The organism is Nonomuraea sp. NPDC026600, from assembly GCF_040638335.1.
In the GTDB taxonomy this organism is placed as follows: domain Bacteria; phylum Actinomycetota; class Actinomycetes; order Streptosporangiales; family Streptosporangiaceae; genus Nonomuraea.
This window is the reverse complement of sequence record NZ_JBEZYD010000001.1, coordinates 298288-320338: the sequence shown is the minus strand read 5'-3', so window position 1 is coordinate 320338 and position 22051 is coordinate 298288. Positions and strand designations below refer to the sequence as shown.

Genomic DNA, 22051 nt, shown 5'->3' with positions numbered 1-22051 from the left:
GAATGCAGCAGTTGCCACTGGACGGTGTCAAGGTCGTCGATCTGACCAGCGTGCTCGCCGGACCCTACTGCAGCTACCAGTTGATGCTGTTCGGCGCCGAGGTCGTCAAGGTCGAGCTGCCCGGCAGCGGGGACCTGGCCCGGCGCCTCGGCCCTGACGACGAGCTCAACCGGGACCGGCTCGGCGCCTCCTTCCTGGCCCAGAACGCGGGCAAGAAGTCGGTGGAGCTCGACCTGAAGAGCCCGGCGGGGCGGGTGGCGTTCGAGGCGATGGTCACCGGCGCCGACGTCCTGCTGGAGAACTTCCGGGCCGGGGTGCTGGCCAGGCTCGGCTACGACCGGGACCGGCTGCGTGAGCTCAACCCGCGGCTGATCTACTGCGCGATCTCCGGCTTCGGGCAGAGCGGCCCGATGAGCGGGGCGCCCGCTTACGACCAGATCATCCAGGGGCTGTCGGGCATGATGAGCGTCACCGGCACCCCCGACACAGTGCCGATGCGCGTCGGCTTCCCGGTCTGCGACACGGTCGGCGGGCTGATGGCCGCCATGGCGATCTGCGCCTCGCTGGCCGGACGGCACCGCACCGGGCGGGGCAGCTTCCTGGATCTGTCCATGCTGGAGGCGTCGATCTCCGCCATGGGCTGGACCGTGTCCAACTACCTGGTCAGCGGCGTCGAACCGGAGCCGATGGGCGACCAGAACGCCACCGCGGCGCCGTCGGGCACGTTCGAGACCGCCGACGGGCCGCTCAACATCGCCGCCAACCAGCAGACGCAGTTCGAGACGCTCTGCCGGCTGATCGGGCGCCCCGGCCTCGTGGCCGATGCGCGCTTCGCCGTCCCCGAGGCGCGCAAACTCCACCGGAAGGCGCTGAACGCCGAGCTCAACGGCGCGCTGCGGGCCAGGACCGCGCGGGAGTGGGAGGAACTGCTGTCCGGTCACGGGGTGCCCGCCGCCCGCGTCCTCACCGTCCCGCAGGCGCTGGCCCTCGACCAGCTACGGCACCGCGGCTTCCTCACCGACCTGAGGTTCCCCGACGGGAGCGACCGCCGCCTGACCGTCACCGGTAACGGCGTGCTCGTGGACGACGAACCGCTGCGTCCCCCGGCCGCCCCGCCGCTGCTCGGCTCCCACAACGAGGAGTACGCCCATGAGTGAGGCCGCCGACTGGTGGGGCACCGCCGTCTCCAGGATCGAGCCGGACGTCATCGAGCTGCGCGGCCGGCCGGTCCAGGAGCTGATCGGCCGGGTGGGGTTCGCGGAGATGATCTGGCTCATGCTCCGTGGCGACCTGCCCGACCCGCGGCGGGCGGCGCTGCTGGAGGCCGCGCTCGTCTCCTCGGTCGACCACGGCCCGCACGCGCCGTCCATCGCCGTCGCGCGGATGGCGATCACCTGCGGCGTCGGGCTGAACAACGCCGTCGCCACCGGCGTCAACCTGCTGGGCGACGTCCACGGCGGCGCGGGGGAGCAGTGCGTGGAACTGCTGGAGGAGGCGCTGGCCGACGGCGACACCGCGGCCACGGTGGCCCACTGGCGGGCCCGCGACAAATACCTGCCCGGGTTCGGGCACCGCTTCCACACCCGCGACCCGCGCCGGGACCCGCTGCTCGGCCTGGTGGAGCAGGCGGTGGCGGACGGTGTCGTCGCGGGCGACCACCTGCGGGTGGCCAAGGAGGTGGAGGAGCTGATCAGCCCGGTCCCGATGAACATCGACGGCGCGACCGCCGTCGTCTACGCCGAGCTCGGCTTCCCCGCGCCGCTGGCCAGGGGGCTGTTCGTGCTGGGCCGCAGCGTCGGCATCCTCGCGCACGCCTGGGAGGAGGCGGGGCAGGGGCGGCGCAACAAGGGCCCGCTGCCCCCCTCGATCCGGCCGACGTATCTCGGTCAGTAGGCGATGATCTTCCCGGTGCTCTGCGGGAAGATCGCGTCGTTTTGACGTGCTCCTCGCCCTGAAGAAGCGAGGATTCCCGTGCTACTTACGCAGCAGTCCATGCCGCGTAAGCAGCACGAGCTGTGGAACAGGATGCTTGACGCTTCACCGACCCGCCTACCGGTAAGTCTCCACGTCCTGTCACCGCCCGTCCGGCGGCCTCGTTGTACCGATGAATCCAGGAAGTGATCTCACGGCCAGCTTGGTTGTCGCTTGCCAGTTCGATCACGAAAACCTTACTGTACGTGATTGAGACATCGCAAGCAGTTCCGGTCGCTGCACGCTCGCGCCCCAGAGGGCACTCACCCGCGGGCCTACACCATCCCGCCTGAAGGCGGGAGCACTGGCCCGCATCTCGGTAGAAGTACTCGCCGGGCGTGGCGAACGTGTGGGTGAACGACTGCCCCGGCATCAGCATGCCGCTGTCGAACTCGTACTCGAAGAACGAGACGGCGGCGTGCGTGAAGGCGTTGTCCGCCGGATTGGCGAACGTGACGGCCGTCCCCTTGGGCACCCGCAGGCGGCAACCTCGGCCATCCCGGGCACGGCAGGGACCATCCGGTCTCCTGGTGCCAGTACTACGACGGCGGGCGGTCATGGGTCACCACGCTCGGCCACGAGGTGCAGGCGTGGACCGGCGACCAGCGCTTCCTCGGCCACCTGACCGGCGGCGTCAAGTCGGCGATGGGCATGGCGCCCTTCTGCCGCTGATCACTTTTGTCGCTGATCACTTCTGGGTGGCCACGTGGTGCAGGCCGCGCAGGGCCAGCACGTAGCCGTACACGCCGAACCCGACCACGATGCTCCGCGCGACCGGTGAGATGTAGGAGTGGTGCCGGAACGGCTCGCGCGCGTGCACGTTGGAGATGTGCAGCTCGATCACCGGCAGCTCCACGCCCTCGATGGCGTCGTGCAGGGCGACGGACGTGTGCGTGTAGGCGCCGGGGTTGAACACCGCGCCGACGCACCGCCCGGCCTTGACCTCGGCCCCGGCCTCGTGGATCCAGTCGATCAGCTGCCCCTCGTGGTTCGACTGGTGGAAGCGGAGGTCGAGGCCGAGCCCGGCGGCCTCCTCGCGGCACATCTCCTCGACGTCGGCCAGCGTCGTGGTGCCGTACACCTCCGGCTTGCGGGTGCCGAGCAGGTTGAGGTTCGGGCCGTTGAGAACGTAGACGGATGTCACACATGCCTCACTTCGTGGTCGTCACTACACCCGGTGGCGGGCCAGGTGCTCCAGGACCGACTGGTTGGCCTCCCAGCCGTCGGGGAACTTCACCGGCACGCCCAGCCGGACCGGCTCCGCCGAGGGATGGGCGTCGAGCAGCTCGGCGATGCCCGCCCTGGCCACCACCACGCACGCGTGCCGGTGCCGCGAGGCCAGCACGCACAGCCGCCCCGACTCCAGGTGGAACGCGGTGGCGTCCCGGCGGCCCGACAGCGGGTGCAGCACGATCGTCACGTCGTACTCGCGGCCCTGCAGCCGGTTGGCGGTGTCGACGGTGATCTCCGGCGGCAGTCCCGCGTTCCTGATCGCCGCCACCTGGTCGCGGTGCGCCGCGCCGACCGCGATCCGGTCGGCGGTCACCGGCCGCTCGCCCTGCTCCGAGCCCGCCACCGCGCCGCGCTGCAGCAGCCGCTCGGCCAGCAGCGCGACCGCCTGCACGGCTTCGCCGTCGGTGCGCACGGTGTGGCGGTTGGGCAGCTCCAGCAGCGCCCAGCCGGAGCGGGCCGCCTCCTCCAGCGCCCGGTCGTGCACGGTGCCCATGCCGCCGGTGGTCAGCTCCAGCCGCCGCTCGCCGGCCCCGGTGCCCGACCGGAACCCGGTGAACGGGTAGAACGCCCGCGACACCACCGGCGCTGCCGAGGCGGGCAGCCGCCACGACACCGGCAGCCGGTGCACCGGCAGGTCGGGATTGTGCCGCAGCAGCACCGAGACCGCGCTCTGCAGCGGGTCCCACGACAGGCCGGACCAGCGGTCGCCGTCCACGATCGAGAACGGGTCGAGCTGGCCGGGATCGCCCACGAACAGCGCCCGCTCGAACAGCCCGGCGATGCGCAGCAGCTTGTCCGAGCGCATCTGGTACGCCTCGTCCACGATCGCCCACGGCCACGTGCGGCCGGAGATCCACGCCCACTTGTCCGATGTGGCGATCATGATGTCGGGGTCGCCGAGATCCTGGATCCTCGTGCCGACCATGACGCCGGGCAGCTCCAGCAGGCGCAGCGGCGGCACGTAGCCGCTGGCCGACAGCCGCCCGACCGTCAGATGCGGATGCCGCTCGGAGATCCGCGCCACCAGGTCGTCGACCTGCTCGTTGGTCTGGGCGACGATCATCAGCGGCTCGCCGGTCTCGGCCAGGTGGGCCGCGGCCCGGACCACGAGCGTGGACTTGCCCGCCCCCGGCGGCGAGTCGACCACCACGCCGCGATGCCTCGGCAGGTCGGCGAGCACGTTCCTGATGACCTGCTCCGGACTGGCCTCGTCCGCGGTCACGACCATTCCTCCCGGGCGTCCTCGTCGGTGGGGCGGTATTCCTGCGGCGGGCCGCCGTGCGTCCACGGCGTCGCCTCCGCGTCGGGCAGGCTCGGCGCGCCCTGGAAGTCGTCGGTGAGCGAGGTGTAGCAGACCCGCTCACCCACCTCGGGCACCGCGCCGGGAGTGGGCGTCTTGCCGCGGCCCATGCCCTTGGTGATCTTCAGGGTGACCAGGCCGTCGCTCGCCTCCACGAGCTGGGCGCCCTGACCGCGCCGCTGCGGGGTGCCGAGCGCGGCGCCGGGTGCCAGCCGTACGGGATCGTCGGTCTTGACCACCACGAGCGGGCGCAGCTTGCGCGAGCGGCCCTCGCCCTCGAAGTTCTCCGGCTCGGTCTCCACGACCTCGCCCGCGAACGCCTCGCCGGTCAGCCGGTACTCGGCCATGACCAGCGGGTCGTCATAGGCGCGCTGCACCTCGTAGGCGGCCTGGGCGCGTTCCATGCGCGCCAGCCGCCCGGCGGCGGCGATCGCGCCGTCATGCCTGGCCTGCGGCGGCGAGCCGTCCTCGATCTGCGCGGCCAGACCGCTGAACGAGGCTCGGTCCTGCTCCCACCGCTGCGCCACGCCGGCCCCCTCGGGCAGGCCGCCGAGCAGGTCGATCGCCTGCCACATGAGCCGCCAGGTGGGTTCGAGCTGGGTGCGCAGGGCCTCGGTGACGCGTTCGGCCGAGCCCTTCTCGATCGCCGGCGCCAGCACCTCGGCGTCGAACCCCGGATCGGTGACGGGTCCCGCGGGCGGCCAGATCAGCGGGTCCTCGGCGTCGTCGCTCGGCCCGTCGGTGATCCAGGCGAGCAGCGCGGCCAGGTTGGCGTCCTCGAGGCCGCTCTGCCCGCTGGCCCAGTGCCGGCCCAGCTCCTCGGTCGCGGCGATCGTCAGCGACGACCCCGGATATCCGGCACGCTCGGCGAACCAGGTCAGCCACCTGCCGAGCAGCGGAACCCCCGTGGGCACCGGGTAGGGCCCGTCGGCCCGGCGGAACCGGGTGGACCTGCCGAGCAGCCGGGTGAACGCCACGCCCGCCTGGTTCGGCATGATCAACTGTGGCGCGTCGAGCGCCCGCTCGTACGGATCGGCGTTCTTCCGCTCCACCGTCTCCGTCTCGACCAGGAAACTCTGGACGTACGGCACCAGCAGCCCGGCCAGCTCGGCGGTCCAGGCGAAGCGCAGATCGCGGTTGCGCGGCTGGGTCACCACCAGCAGCCGGGGCTCGGCGCGGTCGGTGCCGAGCATGGCGGCCAGCGGCGCGGCGGCCTCGCCGGAGAGCTTGAGCGGGATGAACACCATCGGCCGCGCCGACAGATGGCAGTGCCGGACGGTCGCGATGGGCTGCGCGATGCCCTCGTCGAGGGCCCGCAGCCGGGCGAGCGAGGTGAGCAGGCTCACGTCAGGCACTCTCTGCGCAGGCGTTCGGCGTTGCGCAGCAGCCGGGCGATCTCCTCCTGGCCCGGAGCCGGGTCGCGGGAGCCGTCGGCCAGCCCGAGCGCCTCGCCGACGGAGGCGACGCCGCCCAGCTCGTCGCGTACGTGGCGGCCCAGCAGGTCGGAGGCGCCCTCCTGCCGGGCCTCGTCGCGGCAGAAGAAACACAGGTCGCAGGTCGACAGGCAGTCGGGCGCGTACCGGGCGTCGGCCCCGCGCAGCGCGTCGGCCAGCTCGGCGGCCGACCGGGTCGGCAGCCCGTCCTCGCCCGGCACCAGGTCGAACGTGAGGTCCTCGGGCAGCGCGTCGAGCAGCCGGTCGAGGCCCGTCATCCGGTCGAGCTGGCGTTCCAGCACGGCGAGCTGCGGGCGTACGTCCACCAGCGACCCGACCGGCCGGTTGGCGAAGTTCTCCGGGCAGACCAGCACCACCTCGTGCGAGACCCGCAGCGGGTCGTGGCCCAGCTCGCCGAGCAGCCGGCGCAGCGCCAGCACGTACACCGCCGCCTGCCGGGCCGCCGCGGCCACCGCAGCCGGGTCGGCCTGCCCGTCGATCACCGCGAACGACTTGATCTCCACGATGTGGAAGCGCCCGCCGAGCTGGAAGGCCACCACGTCCGGCTCCAGGTAGGCGGCGTGCCCGGCGATCTCCAGGCTGAGCAGCGGATGGTCGTAGACCGTCCCCGCGTCCTGCCCCTCGGTCACCGCCCGGTCGAACAGCGCCCTGGTGTGGGCGTGGCGCAGGTGCGCGCCGACGTTCTCCACGTCGTGGTAGGCCACCTCGGCGATCGGCAGCCCGAGCTGCTCCCGCAGCATGCGCAGCAGCTCGGCGCATCCGTCAGCCTTCACCAGCGCCTCGAACATGTTCCCGCGGGTGATCGCGAACGGCGACTGGCCGAACGGCGCGGGGAAGCCCAGGTGCCGGGCGGCGGCGTCCTTGTCGATCCCGGCGCCGTCCATGAGCGCTCTGCGCGAACAGCCGGGGTTCGCCGCGAGCGCGGCGATGGCGCGGGCGTCGTGCGGCTTCGGTGGCGTCGTGCCTCGCAGCGCGTCAAGCCGGTTCATCGGCCGCCTCTCGTATCGCTGGTGCGCTCACGTGATGTGCGCGCTGTCGCGGTTGGCGTCATGCTTGCCGCCGCGCTCGCTGTCGCGGTTGGCTTCGTGCTCGCCGTCGCGCTCGCTGTTGCGCGTGAGCGGCCGGTGCCGGCCTGCTGCCCCATCGCTCTCACCCGGTGATCCTTTTCTTCGCGACCGTGCTCAGCGTAGCGGCGCCGAACAGCCCGGCGGCGTCACCTAGCTGCGATGCCGCGCGTTCGGCCAGCTCAGCCCGGTCGTGCGTGTCGCGCTCCGCGTGCACCGCGAGCTCTGCCCGCGCCGCCTCGATCACCCGGCCGGGGTCGGGCGGCCCCAGATCGCCGTCGGCGGCGCCGGGGATGTTGCGCGCCATCCTGGACAGCAGCCGCGCCGCCCCCGGCTGGATATCCCCGAGCTCCGCGTGATCGGGATCGAGCTGCCCGGCCACCGCGATGGCGCAGGTCAGGAAGTCGACGCGGGGGCTGAGCGGGCCCACCATCCGTTGAGCCCGTGGCCAGGTGCTGACCGTCAGCAGGCCCCGGGCGGGGGAGAGGCGATCCGTCAGCGCCGCGCATAAGTAGTACGGCCTGCCGTACGGGGAGGCCTTGAACGAGCGCTCCTCGTCGCGGCGCAGGCTGGTGAGCTGGTTGCTGCGCAGCGTGCCGCCGCAGAACGCGATGCCCACGGCGACGATCAGCCTCGGCTGCGCGCAGGCGCCCAGCAGGGTGAGGCCCTGGTGCACCTGCTGGCGCACGGTCACCAGCCGCGGCGCCACGGGTTCGGGGTCCGGCTCACTGGCCGGGCCCGCGCTCACCAGGGCGTCCCACGTACGCTCCACGCCGCGGAGCTCGGCGCGCAGGGTCCTGGCCGTCGCCGTGTCCTTGACCCGCATGGCCCTGCGCACACCGGCTCGGAGCTCGTCGATCCGCTTCTCGAGATCGTCCAGCCGGTCACTCATGGCGCGAGCGTAGCAAGAGTTCCAGTATTTCCCAGTAATTTTGGGATCTCAGATGAAGGATTCGCGTTTGCGGCGCACGTAGTGGCTCTGTGATCCACTAGATCGGGTCGTCGAAGAGGTGGAGCCGGTGTGCCTTGGCCGCCGCTTCTCCCCTGGTGGCGGCGTCCGTTTTCATCAATATTCGGGAGACGTGCACACCCGCCGTCTTGACGGAAATGAATAGTTCGCTGGCGATCTGCCGGTTGGTACGCCCCTCCGTCACCAAGCGGAGCACCTCCACCTCTCGTGGCGTCAGGCCCAGCTCCGATCTGGCAGGGGCGGGGGTGCGTACGGTGGGTTCCTCCGCCAAGGAGAGGTGCGCCCGAGCCGCCATCGAACCGGCCGCTGCGATGAGGGGGGCGGCGCCGAGGGCTTCGGCGATGCCGATCGCCCTGTGCAGGAGCTCGGCGGCCGCTGTCTGATTGCGCTTGCCGAGGAGGGCCTCGGAGTACCTCACCAATGCCCAAGCGAGCTGGTACGGTCGGCCGAGGCGCTCCCAAGCCGCCAATTCCGCCTCTCGTACCTCGCACCGTCTCGATCGCGGGGCCGTCTCCGCCGCGAACGACGCGCTCCACGCACGATCTACGTCGGTTTTGACGGCGGTCGCCGCAGCGGCGGTCCGCAGGGCCGCGAAGGTGTCCTCCCAAGGAGTCGTGTGGAGTTGGGATTGCGTAAGCGGCCGTGCTTGAACCTCTGACTTTGTGTACGCGCGTGCGCCAGTGACCAGCAAAGGCCAGGCACGCGCAGGCGCTCTATGGACGGGGAAGGCCTCGATCGCGTCCAACACCGCTGTCAGGGCGGCGCCCGGGTCGTCCTGTGCCAGCCGGAGCCGCGCCTCGAATGTCGCCTGAGTGAACTGGCTCGCCGCCGTTTCGAACCTGCCGCTGGACAGACCCCGGATCTCGTCGAGTACCTGTTCCGCCGACGCCAGATTGCCGCGAGCAGCCAGAATCTCGCCGTGAATCGCGAGGATCGTGGCGCGGTACCCCTTTGGCGGCTCCAGGTCGATCGCATGTGCGAGCACCTCCAGGGCCTCATCCCACTCGCCCAGCGACAGCAGTGACTCGGACAGGGTTCCCGCCAAACGGACCCCGAGGGTTCGAGCCAGACCGGCTTCCCCCGCTCGCCGTACACCGGCGCGCGCGCTGTCGGCGGCCCGAGCGGATTCGCCGATGGTCTCCAGAACCCACGACTCGGAGATGTGGGATGTCACGACGAGCATCGGGACCGCGTGCTGCTCCGCGAGCCTTCTGGCCGTAGCGAAGTCGGCCATGGCCGTCTTGGTGGCGCTGTCCTGAGCGGCCCCGTCCCAAGTGGCGCCGTCCTGAGCGGCGAGACCGGCCAGTGTGATCGTGGCGTGCGCTTCGCTGTACGCGTCGCCAACGTCGCTGGCTACCTTGAGCGCGTTCTCGGCGAGTGACCGAGCCGCCTGGTTCTTGCCCTCCACCCAGAGGCGGTGTGCGAGGTGACCGAGCAGACGCGCTCTCAGCGGAGTGAGAGAGTCCTCGGGAAGCAACCGCAGGGCGTCCTCGAGGTCGCCTGTCGCGCCTCCCATGGCGAGGCGCGAGCGGATGCGCGCCCGTCGCTCAAGGATCTGAGCGGCGAGCTCTGGGGTGTCCTCGGACTTGGCGGCCTCCAGCGCCGCCGACGCGATGGACATGCCAAGTTCGATGTCACCGCTCTCATCCGCGGCCTCGACGATGTCGCGAAGGACCGCGGCGCGTGATACGCCGATGATCTCGGAGGGATGGTCGACCAGACACCACAGTTCAAGAACCCGCCGAAGCATCTGGAGTCGCTCAGGGTGCGCCAGCAGATCACGCCCCTCCTGCGCCGCTCGCCATGTCGCGACGAGCGCCGGGATCGGTTCGCCGGCCGCCGCCCAGTGCCGAGCGACCTCGCCGGCCGCGTGACACATCACGGGTGGAGCGAGTCGCGGGTCCTCATCGATCGCCTCGGCGTACCGACGGTGCAGTCGTCTTCTTTCGCCGGGCAGCAGAAGCACGTCATGGACGGCCTCCGCGATGAGGGCATGCCTGAACCGGTACCCGTCCTGAGTCGTCAACAAGACGCCCTCATGGACCGCGGGGCGCAATGCCTCGTCCAGGTCTTCGTCGGAGATGCCCGCCACCTTGCCCAGTACGGTGTGCCCGACCTCTGAGCCGCCTACGGCCACAATATGCAGGACGCGCTGGGTCGGGCCTGGTAGCCGTTCTATCGGCGCGATCAGCAGGTCACGAATCGAGCCGCTGGGCTCGCCCGCACCGGAGTGATCGAGAATCGCCTCGACGAAGAAGGGGTTCCCACCACTGCGGCGCATGATGTCGTTGAGCAGCGCGGAATCGGGTGGTCGACCCAGGATCGTCGTGCTCTGAAGTGCGACATCCGCGCGGCCCAGCCCTCGCAACTCAACCTTGACGACGTGGTGGTGGCGTCCCAGCTCGGACACAGGACCCCGAAGGGGGTGGCCAATGGGAAGATCACGGTAGGTGATGATGGTGAGAAGGCGCGTGTCGTCCGCGTTGTTGACCACGTACGTGAGGAGGTCCCAGGTCGACTGGTCCGCCCAGTGCACATCCTCGATCATCAGGACCAGGGGCATGTCTTGCGTCAAGGACTCAAGCAGCGTGAGGAACGCGTCGAACATCCGTGCGCGAGTGCCTTCATAAGTAGGCAACGGATCGGCGAAATCCGGCAGGAGCCAGGCGAGCGCGCTCACGATGTTCGCAGGAAGCGACGCGCGCAGGTGGTCCAGACCGATGCGCCGGACCAACGATCGAAGGATGCCGACGAAGGGCGCGTAGGAAGGGGCATCACCAAGATTGAGGCAGTTGCCGATGATGAATGTCGCATTGGGGGTCAGGCGGCGGAACTGCTCGATAAGGGTTGACTTGCCGATGCCAGGCTCGCCGCTTACCAGAGCCGTGGTGGGTCGCCCTTCTCGCGCCCGCGACAGGGCAGTGACGAGGCGCTCGAGCGCCTCGCGGCGGCCGACGAAGGGCAATCGCTGATCGGTCGCTTCTGTCGTTGTCACAGATCGCCCTCTGATCACGCGCCTGGGCCCTAGGGGCGGCCAAGGTGTAGACGAAAACCTACATTTCGGTCCACATCATAACCTAGCGCCCATGTCGCCGGCCGATCCAGGAGCGGGTCACGGTGACCCTCTTACCAGCGTAGACAAGGTGATCAGCTCCTATATACGGCACTTTGCAGACGTCCGACGCTTACTCACAGTGACAGCCGACTCCAGAAGGTAAGGCATCGTGCCGATGCGGACCATGCCCGTCCACGTGGAGAGTGGATCAGAGTCACACGCACCTGGCCATTGACATCAGCTCAAGAGCCTTGAAGCGCAGATGTCCAGATTATTGCGGTGATCGGCAGCCAACCGATACAGATCGCGCCCAATCCGACGGTAGCCCGACAAGCCGTTCCGGAGCGTGGATGGTGACCGGAGAAGGCCCGCAAGAATCTGAAGGAGGAACGGCGAGATGGACAAGCACGCATGTCAGGCAGTCACGGTCGAGGGAGTCCATTACTCCGATCACATGACCTGCTGGGTTCTTCCCCGACCGGTGAACGCCTCCTGGGCGAACACGGCCAAGACGCCAGGCCAGTTCGTGCGGACGGTCGCCGGCTCTTGGGGAAGCGCGGAACGGGCCAAGGAATACGCGGACCGTGCACTTGAGCGGACACGGCAGTTCGCTGCGGACGCTTCCCACGAGATGCGCACACCGCTCGCCGGACTGCGGGTGGAGCTGGAGGAGGCCATGCTGCATCCTCAGCAGACCGACCTCTCTGACCTGCTGAAGCACGCCCTGCGGGGCGTCGACAGGATCGAGGCGATCGTCACTGACCTGCTGCTGCTAGCCCAGGTGGAGGCGACCGCGCCCATCGAGCGGGAGGCGCTGGACCTGGCCGAGCTGGTCCGGGCCGAGATCTCCCGGCGGTCGTACGGTGTCGAGATCCGCCTGGAACTCCAACACGGGGTGACGGTCAGTGCCGTCCGCAGCCACGTCAACCGCCTGCTGGCCAATCTGCTCGACAACGCTCTCAGGCACGCCCAGCAAGCGGTGCACATCCAGGTACGCAGCGATGGCGATGGCGTCGAACTGGCCGTCGCCGACGACGGAACGGGCATCGCGGAGACCGACCGCGAACGGATCTTCGAACGGTTCGTTCGGCTGGACGCCGCGCGCAGCCGCGACCGTGGCGGCAGCGGTCTCGGCCTGGCGATCGCCCGCGACATCGCCTTGGCCCACCATGGGACCCTCCGCGTCGAGGACTCGCCCATCGGCGGCGCCCGCTTCGTGCTCCGGCTGCCCACGGTCGCGTAGGGACGGCCTCTCGGGACAGCGGACTGACCTCCAGCCATCCCGACGCCAACGCGATGCCGCCACTCGCTCACTGCGGCTGGCGTGACTCTCATCGCCGACTCCGCTGAACGCCCGCCGTACCGCTGACCGATGGTCGACGGAACCGCAGGGCCGCGACTACCAGTAGGTTCACCCTGCACGAATAGCGCCCTGGCTCGGCCGGGCACGAGCGTCTCCGGCGTCACGTCGACGCCGACGATGGAGTTCACGCCGTTAGGGCGCAGCCGGGCGCATCTGGAGAAAGCCTTATCGGCACTGACCCCGCACCTTATCCGGCGTAGTCCTGCGGCGTCGCACAAAGTGAGCGGGCATGCGCGTACTGCAGCCGGGCCTGTTCTTCGTCCCTGTCGCACTACGACGAAGTGCTCTCCCGCCGTAGAGGTCGACCCAACGGATACGGCACCTTCTGGACGTTCGACGGGAAACCAGCGCGTGGATAACCGCCAAAAATACGGCATCTTCCAGATGCCGAGCCGAGCGGCCATTCCGCATCGTAGGACCTGTATCCGCAGTCGATGCGGCCACAGGCCCCGTCCTCGCTCAGGGCGGGCCGCGCAGGTGAGCTGCAAGCTTGTAGGGAGCTGAGAAGATGCTCAAGATCGCGATGTTGTCCGGAAGCCTGCGGGCGAGTTCCACCAACAGCGCTGCGATTCGCGCGGCGGCACGGTTCGCCGCCGCTTGCGCGAGAACACAGGTCGAGGTCCAGATCTGTTCCATCGGTGAGCTCCCGCATTACTCGGAAGATGTCGAAGAAGAGGGGTGGCCTGCGACGGTGCAGGAGCTGCGCTCCCACATCGAGTCCGCCGACGCGATTCTGATCTCGACGCCTGAATACAATGGCGGCATACCGGGTGTGCTGAAAAATGCCCTTGATTGGCTGTCCCGACCGGACGGGAACGGCAGCCTCCAGAACAAGTGGGTCGCGACCGTGAGTGCGTCGCCGGCAGCTTTTGGTGCCGTCTGGGCGCAAGAGAATCTTCGTTTCGTTACTACCCGGAGCGGGGCGAAGCTCATCAACGACGATCTTGTTGCTCTGCCGAACGTTTTCGAGCTAATCGATCCCTCCGGCGAGCTCACCGATCCCACAGCACTCGCCAAGATCGAATCCTTGGTCGACGCGGTGATCAGCCACAGCATTGACATCGCAGGTCGCGATCTCGTGTGCCCAGCCTGAGGAGGAGATATGTCAGGTCATGAGAGAAAGAGCAATTCGCAGCCAGTCGTCGACGAAGTACATCACGAGGCGCAGGGGCTCGCGAAAGGCTCTCTGAGCCCCGGTAAGATCGTCGCTTTCGCTCTTGCCTCGCAGACCCCGGCGGTGGCGTTGGCGACCGTTCCCTTCCTGCTGGTCGTTACGGCCGGCAACGGTAGCTGGCTGGGCGCGCTGCTGGCGGCGGCGGCGACGGGCTGCGTGGGGATAGCCGTCATCACGTTCGCCCGTCGATTCGTGGTTACGGGTTCGCTGTATTCCTATATGTCCCACGTGTTCGGCGCGTGGGCGCGATTGCTGGTGGGCGCGACGCTACTGCTCGGCTACGTCACGCTCATCGCCGGCGTTCTGATGCTCACCGGGATTTACGCGGGGAGCTTCCTCATTGCTGTTGGCGTCGAGTCGGGACTCGATGCTCCCGTCATGACCGCGCTCACGAGCGTGGCGATGCTCGCCGCGGCGGCGCTCGCTTATCGAGGGCTCGACGCCTCTATTCGCAGCGCGGTGATTCTCACGGTGGCCACGGTGCCGATCGTGCTGTTGATAACGATCGCCTCCGCCGTCCATACCGGCCTGGACCTGGGAGCCCAGCTCTCGCTCAAGGGAGCCTCGTTGAGCGGCATTTTCCAGGGCGTCGCGGCAGGCGCGGTGTTCTTGGTGGCCTTTGAGAGCTCTGCCGCGTTGGCGGCCGAAACCCGCGACGCCAAACGCAACGTACCGGTGGCGGTCATGAGCATTCCCGTCGTACTCGGTGCTATCTACCTGATCACCACTGTCCTGCAGGTGCCAGGTCTGATCGCGGCGGCGGATGCGATCAGCGCGGGTGGATCGCCCGCGGGTGCCCTGGCGCAACAGGCCGGTCTCGGCACACCCTTCGCCACGGCGACCGACCTTGTTCTCGCGATCGCCAACCTGGCCTCACTGATCGCCTTTGTGAACTACGGGTCGCGCTTCGTCGCGACACTGGCGACCGACGGGCTGCTCCCGGGTGTGGCGGCGCGCATCCACCCGCGCTTCAAGACCCCCAGCATGGCCATCATCGGCCTGTCGCTCCTGTCGATGGGCTTCCTCCTTGCCCTGGTGTGGCGGTACCCCCACGAACTGCTGGCCAAAGTGTTCCCCGCGCTCTCAACCGTGACCGTCTACATGTGGGTCATCCCCTGGGTCCTCGTGTGCGTCGGGGCGATCGTGCTGGTCGTTCGCGAGAACAGGGCGCGTTTCGCGCTGGTCGCGCTGGCCGTGCTGGGGGCCGTGGGGGTGTCATGGGTCTACATCAACGGCCTGGTGAATGCGCCGGCGCCGCCCGTGGACGCTATGTCGTACGTCTTCCTGCTCGCGGCGGGTTCGGTCTTCGCCGTCTTCTTCTTCCTCGACCGGCGCAGGCGTCGACGGATCCACGTCGGCGAGGGAGCCGGCGACGAGTTGGCGGCGGATGACCCAGGGCCGGCACGGACCCGGTAGCGAGGTCAGCAGCCCGTGCATGTGGAGGCCGGGTGTCGAGGTCGCCACAAGCCGTGGGGCAGTAATGCGGATCCATCACCAAGCAGAAGGAACTGATCCACCATGCCCACCACCACCAAGCTGCCCGTATTCGCACCCGGGGGATATCGGTATCTCCCGTCTGTCTTCCAGTTCTCGGGCGGCGTCGCGCCAGAGCCCGGTTTCGAGATCGAGCGAGTACGCCTCCAACGCCCGTTGCCGCTTTTCGAAGGGCTCGCCGCGGCTGAGGCGCACCTCCGGTCGATCGGCCGTCCCACGACGGCGTTCTGCGCATGCGAACTGCGATCACCTGGTCAGTTCGATGAGCAGGCCTTCGTCGAATTCAATCGCAGGTATGTGGAGACCTTGGAGCGCTGGGGCCTGTACGCCCATGGCGTGAATCCCGTGGCGCGCACCAACGTATGTCCTGCTGTCGGCAAACCCGAATCGCCCTCTCTTTACGCCTTCTCCTACACCGTGCCCGCGGCTGCCAGAACCAGCGGCAGTTTCGTGGTCGCCGGCGGTGCTGAGGCGCCAGAGGACGGCGGCGAATACCACGACAACATCGTGCGGCGTAACGACACTTCGCTGGACGCGATGCGGGAGAAGCTCTGCTACGTCAGGACGGAGCAGGAACGACGCCTTAGTGCGCTGGGCTTCTCCTGGCGTGATGTCCGGAGCGTGCAGGCCTATTCCGTCCACGACATCGGCCCACTGATCTATGACGACCTGGTCTCCCATGGGGTCGGCGTCCACGGCCTCACCTGGCATGTGGCCAGCCCACCGGTCGCGGACTGCGAGTTCGAGATGGACGCGCATTCGGTGCTCTGCGACATGGTGCGGTGACGCACCGCGACCAAGTCAAGTTACGCGTCAAGTGAGAAATGAAGGACTGATTGGCATGAGGCTCACCACGTTCAGGATCGCCGATACGGTCACCTACGGGGCCGTCACCCCGGCAGGCATCGTCGATCTCGGACGCCGCTACTCCAGGCAATACCCAGATCTCAAGGCACTGCTCGCGGGAAACGGAGTGGTGGACGCGATGGCTCACCTGGACGGCCCGCCCGACTACCAGGAGTCTGAGGTGTCCTGGCTGCCCGTGATCCCCAATCCCAGCAAGATTGTCTGCGTAGGGCTCAACTACGAGGACCACAGGATCGAAGCAGGACTCGACAGGAACGCCAACCCCGCGCTGTTCCTGCGTACCTGCGAGTCCCAGGTCGGCCACAAGGCCGCAATCGTGCGGCCACGGGAGTCCGCCACCTTGGACTACGAGGCCGAGATCGCCGTGGTCATCGGCAAGATGGGCCGTCGTATCCCACAGGCGGAGGCATGGCGCCATATCGCCGGCTACAGCTGCTACAACGACGGCTCGGTACGCGAGTGGCAGCGCCACACACAGCAGTACACCGCGGGAAAGAACTTCTCATCCACAGGTGGCTTCGGCCCGTGGCTGGTGACTACCGACGAGGTGCCCCCCGACACGGTCATGACACTGTCGTGCCGGTTGAACGGCGAGGTCGTGCAACATGCGACAACAGAGCAGATGATCTTCACGCTGCCACGCCTGATCGAGTACATCTCCACGATCACCACGTTGCTGCCAGGCGATGTGATCGTCACCGGCACTCCTGCGGGCGTGGGCTCGCGGCGCACTCCCGCGATCTGGATGAAGCCCGGCGACAAGGTCGAAGTAGAGATCGACAAGGTGGGCGTCCTTGAAAACACGATCACTGACGACTGATACCGAAGTCCGCAGTACGAAACAGTGCCGGAAGAGAACGAGGAAAACGGGATGACACGTGAACAGGTGCACAGCAGCGCTTTGAGCCGGCCAAGCGGCCATTTCTCCCAAGCCATCACGGTTGAGGCCCGCGGCCGACTCGTCTTCATTTCGGGCATGACCGCTCGCGGAGCCGATGGATCCGTCGTCGGGGTCGGCGATATCGAGACGCAGACGCGGCAGGTGTGCGACAACCTCACCGAGGCGATGCGAGCGGCCGGCGGCAGCTTGGCCGACATCGTCCGCGTGGACGTCTACGTGCGCAACATCGAGCACTTCGAGCAGATCCACAAGGTCAGGCGTGAGTACTTCGGTGACCCGCCGCCGGCTTCGACGTTGCTCGAAATCACCAAGATGGTGTCGCCGGACATGCTGATCGAGATCAACGCGATAGCGGTCATCACATGAACGACACCGACGGCGCGCGTGCCGCGCAACGCGCGCGCGAACCCGCCTATCTGGGCATCTCGCAGATCGGCGAGTTGCTGGCCGATCGCCGGGTGTCGTCCGTCGAACTGTGCCAGTCGCTGCTCGCGCGCTACGAGCGGCTCGAACCACAGCTCAACGCGTTCATCAGCCTGTCGCCCGAACGGATCCTGTCCGACGCGCGAGCGGCCGAAACCGAGCTGGCTCGCGGGACGGTCCGGGGCCCACTGCACGGCGTTCCGATCGCGGTGAAAGACTCCTGCTGGACCAAGGGAGAGCGGACAACCGCAGGTGCGATGGTCATGAGCGACTTCGTGCCCGACCGCGACGCGACCGTCGTCGCCCGGCTCCGCGCGGCAGGCGCGATTATCTTCGGCAAGACCAATCTGCCCGAATTCGCGTATGGACCAGTGAACTCCTATCACTTTGGTCCTACACGCAACCCGTGGGACCTGGAGCGGTTCGCGGGCGGCTCAAGCATGGGTTCAGGGGCAGCGGTGGCCGCCGGAGTTGTGCCGGGCGCGATAGGCAGCGATACGACTGGATCGATTCGCAACCCCTCGACTTGGGCAGGCGTTGTCGGGCTCAAGCCGACGTACGGACTGGTGCCGCTGCGCGGGGTGACGCCTTTGGCGACCTCGCTTGACCACGTCGGCCCCATCGCTCGCTCGGCGCAGGACTGCGCGTTGCTGCTCGAGGCGATAGCGGGATACGACCGCTTGGATCCGACCTCGGTCGACCGGGGCGTGGGCCGCTACGTCGCCGGGCTGGAGCGTTCCGTTCGTTCTGTGCGGCTGGGCATCCTGAGGGATCTGTGGTCGCCGCTGCCGGACGACCTGTCGAGAGTCCTCGACAACGGGTTGCGAGTGCTCGGAAGTCTCGGTGTTCGTTCCATGGACGCCACGGTCGCCGCCTGGGACGCCGCAGCGGAGGCCAGTCACGTGTTGGTGCGCTGCGAGGCGGCGGCGCAGTACCGGGACCTTCTGAAGGAGCGTGGCGCCGATTTCCTTCCTCAGGTGCGTGAACGGCTGGAGGCCGGACTCGCCACACCCGCGCCGGACTATCTCGACGCTCAGCGCGTCGGCCGCCGACTGCGCCTTGAACTGCGGGAGCTGTTCAAGCAAGTCGATGTTCTGGCGCTGCCTGCCCGCGAACGCACGGCGCCTCTGATGGACGCCGCGGGACACAGACATGATCCCGAGGCAGGGCCGCGATATGCGGCGCCCGTCAACATCGCCGGTCTGCCCGCCCTCACCATTCCCTGCGGTTTCGACGACAACGGGTTGCCGGTCGGCCTTCAGCTTGTCGGGCGCGCTTGGGAAGAGGGAACTCTGCTCGCACTGGCCCACCAATTCCAGCAGATCACCGAATGGCACCGCCGGCATCCACCGCTGCCACAGCCCAGAACCCCCCTACCGATCTCCACGACGGCAGCGGTCCAAACGACCTGAACGCAGTGCCACCGATCACCCAGAAAGGTGTCGATCATGTCACAGACCGCGAAAGCCCTCATTGTCCGAAGTTCAGAAGGCACGGGCTACAAGCAAGGACCGTCCTTGTTCAAGGCGACCGGCGACCAAACCGGGGGGCGATTCGACTTCTTCGAGATGACCATCGAATATCTGACCGGTCCGGGGCTGCACTGGCACGCCAACCAGGACGACACCTTCTATGTCCTGGACGGCGTCCTGGCAGTTCAATGCGGTGACGAGATTCATGAGCTTTATCCAGGCGACTTCATCTCCATCCCGCCCCACGTGCCGCACACCTTCGACAACATCCGCAAGAACCAGCCGCCCGTAAGGGTGATCAACCTTATGACCCCGGGTGGCTACGACGGGCTCTTCGCGGAGAACGAGCACCTCGCAGAGGATGCCGACCCTGCCGAACAGGATCGGATCAACGCGAAGTACGAAGTCACCTACGTCGGACCGACGCTGGCGGACAAGCTCGGTCTGGCCTGACCCGCCAGACCGGGCGCAGTGGGATGGGTCGGCTCTGGGCTTCGTCCCGGGTCGGCCGCGCCCACGCCGTTCCGGCGAGCGGCGATCCCTCTACCGCACAACGAGGAGCTGATAGTGGCGGATCTTCTCGCCGACATAACCGTGATCGACCTCAGCCGCGCGTTGGCCGGTCCGCATGCGACGATGATGCTCGCCGATCTCGGGGCGCGTGTGATCAAGGTGGAGTCACCACACGGCGGTGACGACAGCCGGGGCTGGGGTCCGCCGTTCGTCGGCGACGATGATCACCGTGAATCGACCTATTTCCTGTCGTGCAACCGTAACAAGGAATCGGTCACCGCCGACCTCAAGACCGAAACAGGCCAGACCTTGCTGCGCCGTCTGGTGAAGCACGCCGACGTACTGTGCGAGAACTTCCGGCCGGGCGTGATGGATCGGCTCGGGTTCTCGATCGATCAGCTACAGGAGATCAACCCCGGGCTGGTCCTCTTGTCGATCACTGGGTTCGGCCACGACGGGCCCGAAGGCGGGCGCGCGGGCTACGACCAGATCGCACAAGGCGAGGCGGGGCTGATGAGCCTGACAGGCCCGGCCGCCGGGGAGCCGACGAAGGTCGGCGTCCCGATCGGCGATCTACTCGCTGGGATGTACGGTGCGTACGGTGTACTCGCAGCCCTCCACGAACGCACCAAAACCGGTAGAGGGCGGGTCGTGCGCACCAGTCTCCTCGCCGCAATAGTGGGAGTGCACGCGTTTCAGGGCACTGGCTACACCGTGGCTGGCGAGGTGCCGACACCGAACGGCAATCATCATCCCGTGATCGCCCCGTACGGGCTTTTCCACACTGCTGACGCGCCGGTTCAAGTGGCCGTCGGCAATGAATCCTTGTGGCAGCGGTTCGCGCCCATCGCCGGGCTCGATCCGTTCGACCCGCGCTTCGCCACCAACGCGGACCGTCTCGCCCACCACGACAGGCTCGTGGCGAAGATCGAAGAGGTCTTTGCCACCGCACCCGCCGAGTACTGGTTGGGCCTGCTGACAAGTGCCGGTATCCCGGCCGGCAAGGTCCGATCCCTCGACGACGTGTTCGCCTGGGAGCAGACGTCCTCCCAAGGGTTGCTGATCGACGTCGATCATCCACTGGTCGGCCGTATCCAGCTCCCCGGCCCCCCGTTGCGCTTCGACGACAACGCGCATGCCGGCGCGCGCGAACACCACGATGCCCCGCCGCTATTGGGGCAACACGACGAGATCGTCCGCGGATGGCTGGACGATCTCGACCACCGCGCCACGACCAGGAGCTCCGCATGACCAGGGCGCTGGGTGCCCGGCAACTCATCGACCTCGTGTTCGACGAAGACTCCTTCACGTCGTGGGACCAGCCGGTTCGGACCACGTTCGCGGCATCGGGTGCCTACGGTGCGGAACTGGCCAAGGCGCGTCGCCGAACCGGCCTTGAGGAGGCAGTTCATACCGGCTCAGGCACCATCCGCGGGCACAAGGTCGCGGTCGTCGCTGGTGAGTTCTCATTTCTCGGCGGCTCCATCGGCGTGGCCACCGCTGAGTGCCTGGTCAATGCCATTGAGCGGGCGACTGCGGAGAAGCTGCCGCTGTTCGCCGCCCCAGCGTCGGGCGGCACCCGCATGCAAGAGGGAACCATCGCCTTCGTCCAGATGGTGAAGATCACAGCGACAATCTCCGAGCACAAGGCTGCCGGCTTGCCGTACCTGGTATACCTACGGAATCCCACCACCGGTGGTGCCTTCGCTTCGTGGGGATCGCTGGGGCACCTCACCGTGGCGGAGCCGGGAGCACTCGTCGGATTCCTCGGGCCGCGGGTCTACGAGGGGCTGTACGGCAGGCCATTCCCCTCAGGGGTGCAGGTCGCGGAGAACCTGGTCAAATGCGGCCTCATCGACGCGGTTGCCGAGCCGGAGCAGATCGCGGACATCGTGGTTCGCGTCCTCACCGTGCTGCGCGGCGACGGGGCTCGGGTGGAGCCGTACCCGGCGCCACCGCAGGTCTCTGTCGACCTGCCTGACACGCCGGCGTGGGAGTCGGTTCTGCGGTCACGGATGACCGGACGTCCAGGTGTACGACAACTTCTCCGGTACGCCGCTACCGATGTCGTGTCGCTGAACGGCACCGGTCAGGGGGAGGCGGATCCAGGACTCCTCGTTGCGCTCGCACGGTTCGGGCCGGCGCGGTGCGTCCTGCTCGGGCAGGACCGGAGCATGCAGAACGCGGAACACGCATTGGGCCCTGAGGCCCTGCGTGAAGCGCGCCGTGGAATGCGGCTGGCCGAAGATCTCAACCTGCCCGTGCTGACCGTCATCGACACCCCGGGTGCGGCCTTGTCCGTTGCGGCGGAGCAAGGCGGCCTCGCTGGAGAGATCGCTCGTTGCCTGTCCGACATGATCATGCTAAGAGCCCCGACCCTCGCCCTCCTACTGGGGCAGGGATCCGGCGGGGCGGCACTCGCCCTGCTCCCCGCCGACCGAGTCGTGGCAGCTGAGCATGGCTGGCTGGCCCCGCTGCCGCCCGAGGGCGCCAGCATCATCATGCATCGCACAAAGCGCCGCGCTCCGGAGATCGCTCAGGCCCAACGGGTCCGTTCCATGGACCTTCACGAAGACGGAATCGTCGACCGGGTCGTGCCGGAATCACCCGACGCCGCTGACGCGCCGGAGGAGTTCTGCCGACGAGTCGGGGGAGTGATACGCGAGGAGCTTGCGACATTGCTCCGCCAGGAGCCAGCCGAGCGGCTGCGCCGACGTCGCCGCCGATACCGGCAACTCGGTGCGTCCCAACTCACGATGGATGTTCGCGCATCTGAGTGACCGGCTTGTCACGCCGC

Annotated in this window: 18 protein-coding genes and 1 pseudogene; 13 read left to right on the top strand and 6 right to left on the bottom strand. The window is 68.0% G+C overall.

The features are described 5' to 3' along the window. The first annotated feature begins 2 nt into the window (after window positions 1-2). From AB0F17_RS01530 to AB0F17_RS01520, 3 genes and pseudogenes are all read left to right on the top strand, one after another. Window positions 3-1157 (top strand): CoA transferase, encoded by a 1155-nt coding sequence (locus AB0F17_RS01530; protein WP_358014391.1) that lies wholly within the window; start codon window positions 3-5, stop codon window positions 1155-1157. Beyond that, window positions 1150-1893 (top strand): citryl-CoA lyase, encoded by a 744-nt coding sequence (locus AB0F17_RS01525; protein WP_358014388.1) that lies wholly within the window; start codon window positions 1150-1152, stop codon window positions 1891-1893. The genes AB0F17_RS01530 and AB0F17_RS01525 overlap by 8 nt, the downstream gene beginning before the upstream one ends. 591 nt (window positions 1894-2484) lie before the next feature. Next, window positions 2485-2643, top strand: a pseudogene (locus tag AB0F17_RS01520) (ThuA domain-containing protein); the annotation flags it as partial. A 16-nt stretch (window positions 2644-2659) separates the two neighbouring features. On the opposite strand, the gene aroQ reads toward AB0F17_RS01520, so the two are convergent. The 6 genes from aroQ to AB0F17_RS01490 all read right to left on the bottom strand — a co-directional run bounded on the left by aroQ (window position 2660) and on the right by AB0F17_RS01490 (window position 10987). After that, entirely contained in the window at window positions 2660-3115 is a 456-nt protein-coding gene (aroQ, locus tag AB0F17_RS01515) for a type II 3-dehydroquinate dehydratase (protein WP_358014385.1), read from the bottom strand. A 24-nt stretch (window positions 3116-3139) separates the two neighbouring features. Beyond that, on the bottom strand, window positions 3140-4432 hold the full coding sequence (locus tag AB0F17_RS01510) for an AAA family ATPase (RefSeq protein ID WP_358014383.1): 1293 nt from the start codon (window positions 4430-4432) through the stop codon (window positions 3140-3142). Next, window positions 4423-5850: a hypothetical protein gene (locus tag AB0F17_RS01505; RefSeq protein WP_358014381.1), complete on the bottom strand. Its 1428-nt coding sequence runs from the start codon at window positions 5848-5850 to the stop codon at window positions 4423-4425. Before AB0F17_RS01505 ends, AB0F17_RS01510 begins: the two co-directional genes overlap by 10 nt. Then, window positions 5847-6947, bottom strand: coding sequence for a hypothetical protein (locus AB0F17_RS01500; protein WP_358014378.1), 1101 nt, complete (start codon window positions 6945-6947; stop codon window positions 5847-5849). The genes AB0F17_RS01505 and AB0F17_RS01500 overlap by 4 nt, the downstream gene beginning before the upstream one ends. A 160-nt stretch (window positions 6948-7107) precedes the next feature. Next, on the bottom strand, window positions 7108-7914 hold the full coding sequence (locus tag AB0F17_RS01495; RefSeq protein ID WP_358014375.1) for a hypothetical protein: 807 nt from the start codon (window positions 7912-7914) through the stop codon (window positions 7108-7110). A 97-nt stretch (window positions 7915-8011) separates the two neighbouring features. After that, complete coding sequence (locus AB0F17_RS01490; RefSeq protein WP_358014372.1) at window positions 8012-10987, bottom strand: AAA family ATPase; 2976 nt, start codon at window positions 10985-10987, stop codon at window positions 8012-8014. Window positions 10988-11444: 457 nt separating this feature from the next. Here AB0F17_RS01490 and AB0F17_RS01485 point away from each other — a divergent pair, with 457 nt between their 5' ends. The 10 genes from AB0F17_RS01485 to AB0F17_RS01440 all read left to right on the top strand — a co-directional run bounded on the left by AB0F17_RS01485 (window position 11445) and on the right by AB0F17_RS01440 (window position 22034). Further along, the gene (locus AB0F17_RS01485; RefSeq protein ID WP_358014369.1) at window positions 11445-12290 is read left to right on the top strand and encodes a HAMP domain-containing sensor histidine kinase; all 846 of its coding nucleotides are present in this window, start codon (window positions 11445-11447) and stop codon (window positions 12288-12290) included. Between the two features lie 628 nt (window positions 12291-12918). Further along, window positions 12919-13503 carry an NAD(P)H-dependent oxidoreductase gene (locus AB0F17_RS01480; protein ID WP_358014366.1) on the top strand — a complete coding sequence of 195 codons (585 nt, stop codon included), beginning with the start codon at window positions 12919-12921 and terminating at the stop codon, window positions 13501-13503. Between the two features lie 9 nt (window positions 13504-13512). Then, window positions 13513-15000, top strand: coding sequence for an APC family permease (locus AB0F17_RS01475; RefSeq protein WP_358014364.1), 1488 nt, complete (start codon window positions 13513-13515; stop codon window positions 14998-15000). A gap of 102 nt (window positions 15001-15102) precedes the next feature. Next, window positions 15103-15864, top strand: a complete 762-nt coding sequence (locus AB0F17_RS01470; protein WP_358014361.1) for a hypothetical protein — start codon at window positions 15103-15105, stop codon at window positions 15862-15864. Window positions 15865-15919: 55 nt separating this feature from the next. Then, window positions 15920-16765, top strand: a complete 846-nt coding sequence (locus AB0F17_RS01465; RefSeq protein WP_358014358.1) for a fumarylacetoacetate hydrolase family protein — start codon at window positions 15920-15922, stop codon at window positions 16763-16765. 24 nt (window positions 16766-16789) lie between these two features. Beyond that, window positions 16790-17212 (top strand): RidA family protein, encoded by a 423-nt coding sequence (locus AB0F17_RS01460; protein WP_358014355.1) that lies wholly within the window; start codon window positions 16790-16792, stop codon window positions 17210-17212. Further along, window positions 17209-18681 carry an amidase gene (locus tag AB0F17_RS01455; RefSeq protein ID WP_358014352.1) on the top strand — a complete coding sequence of 491 codons (1473 nt, stop codon included), beginning with the start codon at window positions 17209-17211 and terminating at the stop codon, window positions 18679-18681. The genes AB0F17_RS01460 and AB0F17_RS01455 overlap by 4 nt, the downstream gene beginning before the upstream one ends. A 36-nt stretch (window positions 18682-18717) precedes the next feature. After that, window positions 18718-19194 (top strand): cupin domain-containing protein, encoded by a 477-nt coding sequence (locus tag AB0F17_RS01450; protein ID WP_358014349.1) that lies wholly within the window; start codon window positions 18718-18720, stop codon window positions 19192-19194. A 114-nt stretch (window positions 19195-19308) separates the two neighbouring features. Continuing rightward, window positions 19309-20505, top strand: coding sequence for a CoA transferase (locus tag AB0F17_RS01445; protein WP_358014346.1), 1197 nt, complete (start codon window positions 19309-19311; stop codon window positions 20503-20505). Then, window positions 20502-22034, top strand: a complete 1533-nt coding sequence (locus tag AB0F17_RS01440) for a carboxyl transferase domain-containing protein (protein ID WP_358014343.1) — start codon at window positions 20502-20504, stop codon at window positions 22032-22034. The genes AB0F17_RS01445 and AB0F17_RS01440 overlap by 4 nt, the downstream gene beginning before the upstream one ends. Window positions 22035-22051: the final 17 nt, after the last annotated feature.

Excerpts from the sequence above, each read along its gene's own strand:
- AB0F17_RS01530 (WP_358014391.1), top strand. The coding sequence starts at position 3 with ATGCAGCAGTTGCCACTGGACGGTGTCAAGGTCGTCGATCTGACCAGC.
- AB0F17_RS01470 (WP_358014361.1), top strand. The coding sequence starts at position 15,103 with ATGCCCACCACCACCAAGCTGCCCGTATTCGCACCCGGGGGATATCGG.
- AB0F17_RS01525 (WP_358014388.1), top strand. The coding sequence starts at position 1,150 with ATGAGTGAGGCCGCCGACTGGTGGGGCACCGCCGTCTCCAGGATCGAG.
- AB0F17_RS01485 (WP_358014369.1), top strand. The coding sequence starts at position 11,445 with ATGGACAAGCACGCATGTCAGGCAGTCACGGTCGAGGGAGTCCATTAC.
- AB0F17_RS01455 (WP_358014352.1), top strand. The coding sequence starts at position 17,209 with ATGAACGACACCGACGGCGCGCGTGCCGCGCAACGCGCGCGCGAACCC.
- AB0F17_RS01480 (WP_358014366.1), top strand. The coding sequence starts at position 12,919 with ATGCTCAAGATCGCGATGTTGTCCGGAAGCCTGCGGGCGAGTTCCACC.
- AB0F17_RS01450 (WP_358014349.1), top strand. The coding sequence starts at position 18,718 with ATGTCACAGACCGCGAAAGCCCTCATTGTCCGAAGTTCAGAAGGCACG.
- AB0F17_RS01510 (WP_358014383.1), bottom strand. The coding sequence starts at position 4,432 with ATGGTCGTGACCGCGGACGAGGCCAGTCCGGAGCAGGTCATCAGGAAC.
- AB0F17_RS01475 (WP_358014364.1), top strand. The coding sequence starts at position 13,513 with ATGTCAGGTCATGAGAGAAAGAGCAATTCGCAGCCAGTCGTCGACGAA.
- AB0F17_RS01500 (WP_358014378.1), bottom strand. The coding sequence starts at position 6,947 with ATGAACCGGCTTGACGCGCTGCGAGGCACGACGCCACCGAAGCCGCAC.
- AB0F17_RS01465 (WP_358014358.1), top strand. The coding sequence starts at position 15,920 with ATGAGGCTCACCACGTTCAGGATCGCCGATACGGTCACCTACGGGGCC.
- AB0F17_RS01495 (WP_358014375.1), bottom strand. The coding sequence starts at position 7,914 with ATGAGTGACCGGCTGGACGATCTCGAGAAGCGGATCGACGAGCTCCGA.
- AB0F17_RS01440 (WP_358014343.1), top strand. The coding sequence starts at position 20,502 with ATGACCAGGGCGCTGGGTGCCCGGCAACTCATCGACCTCGTGTTCGAC.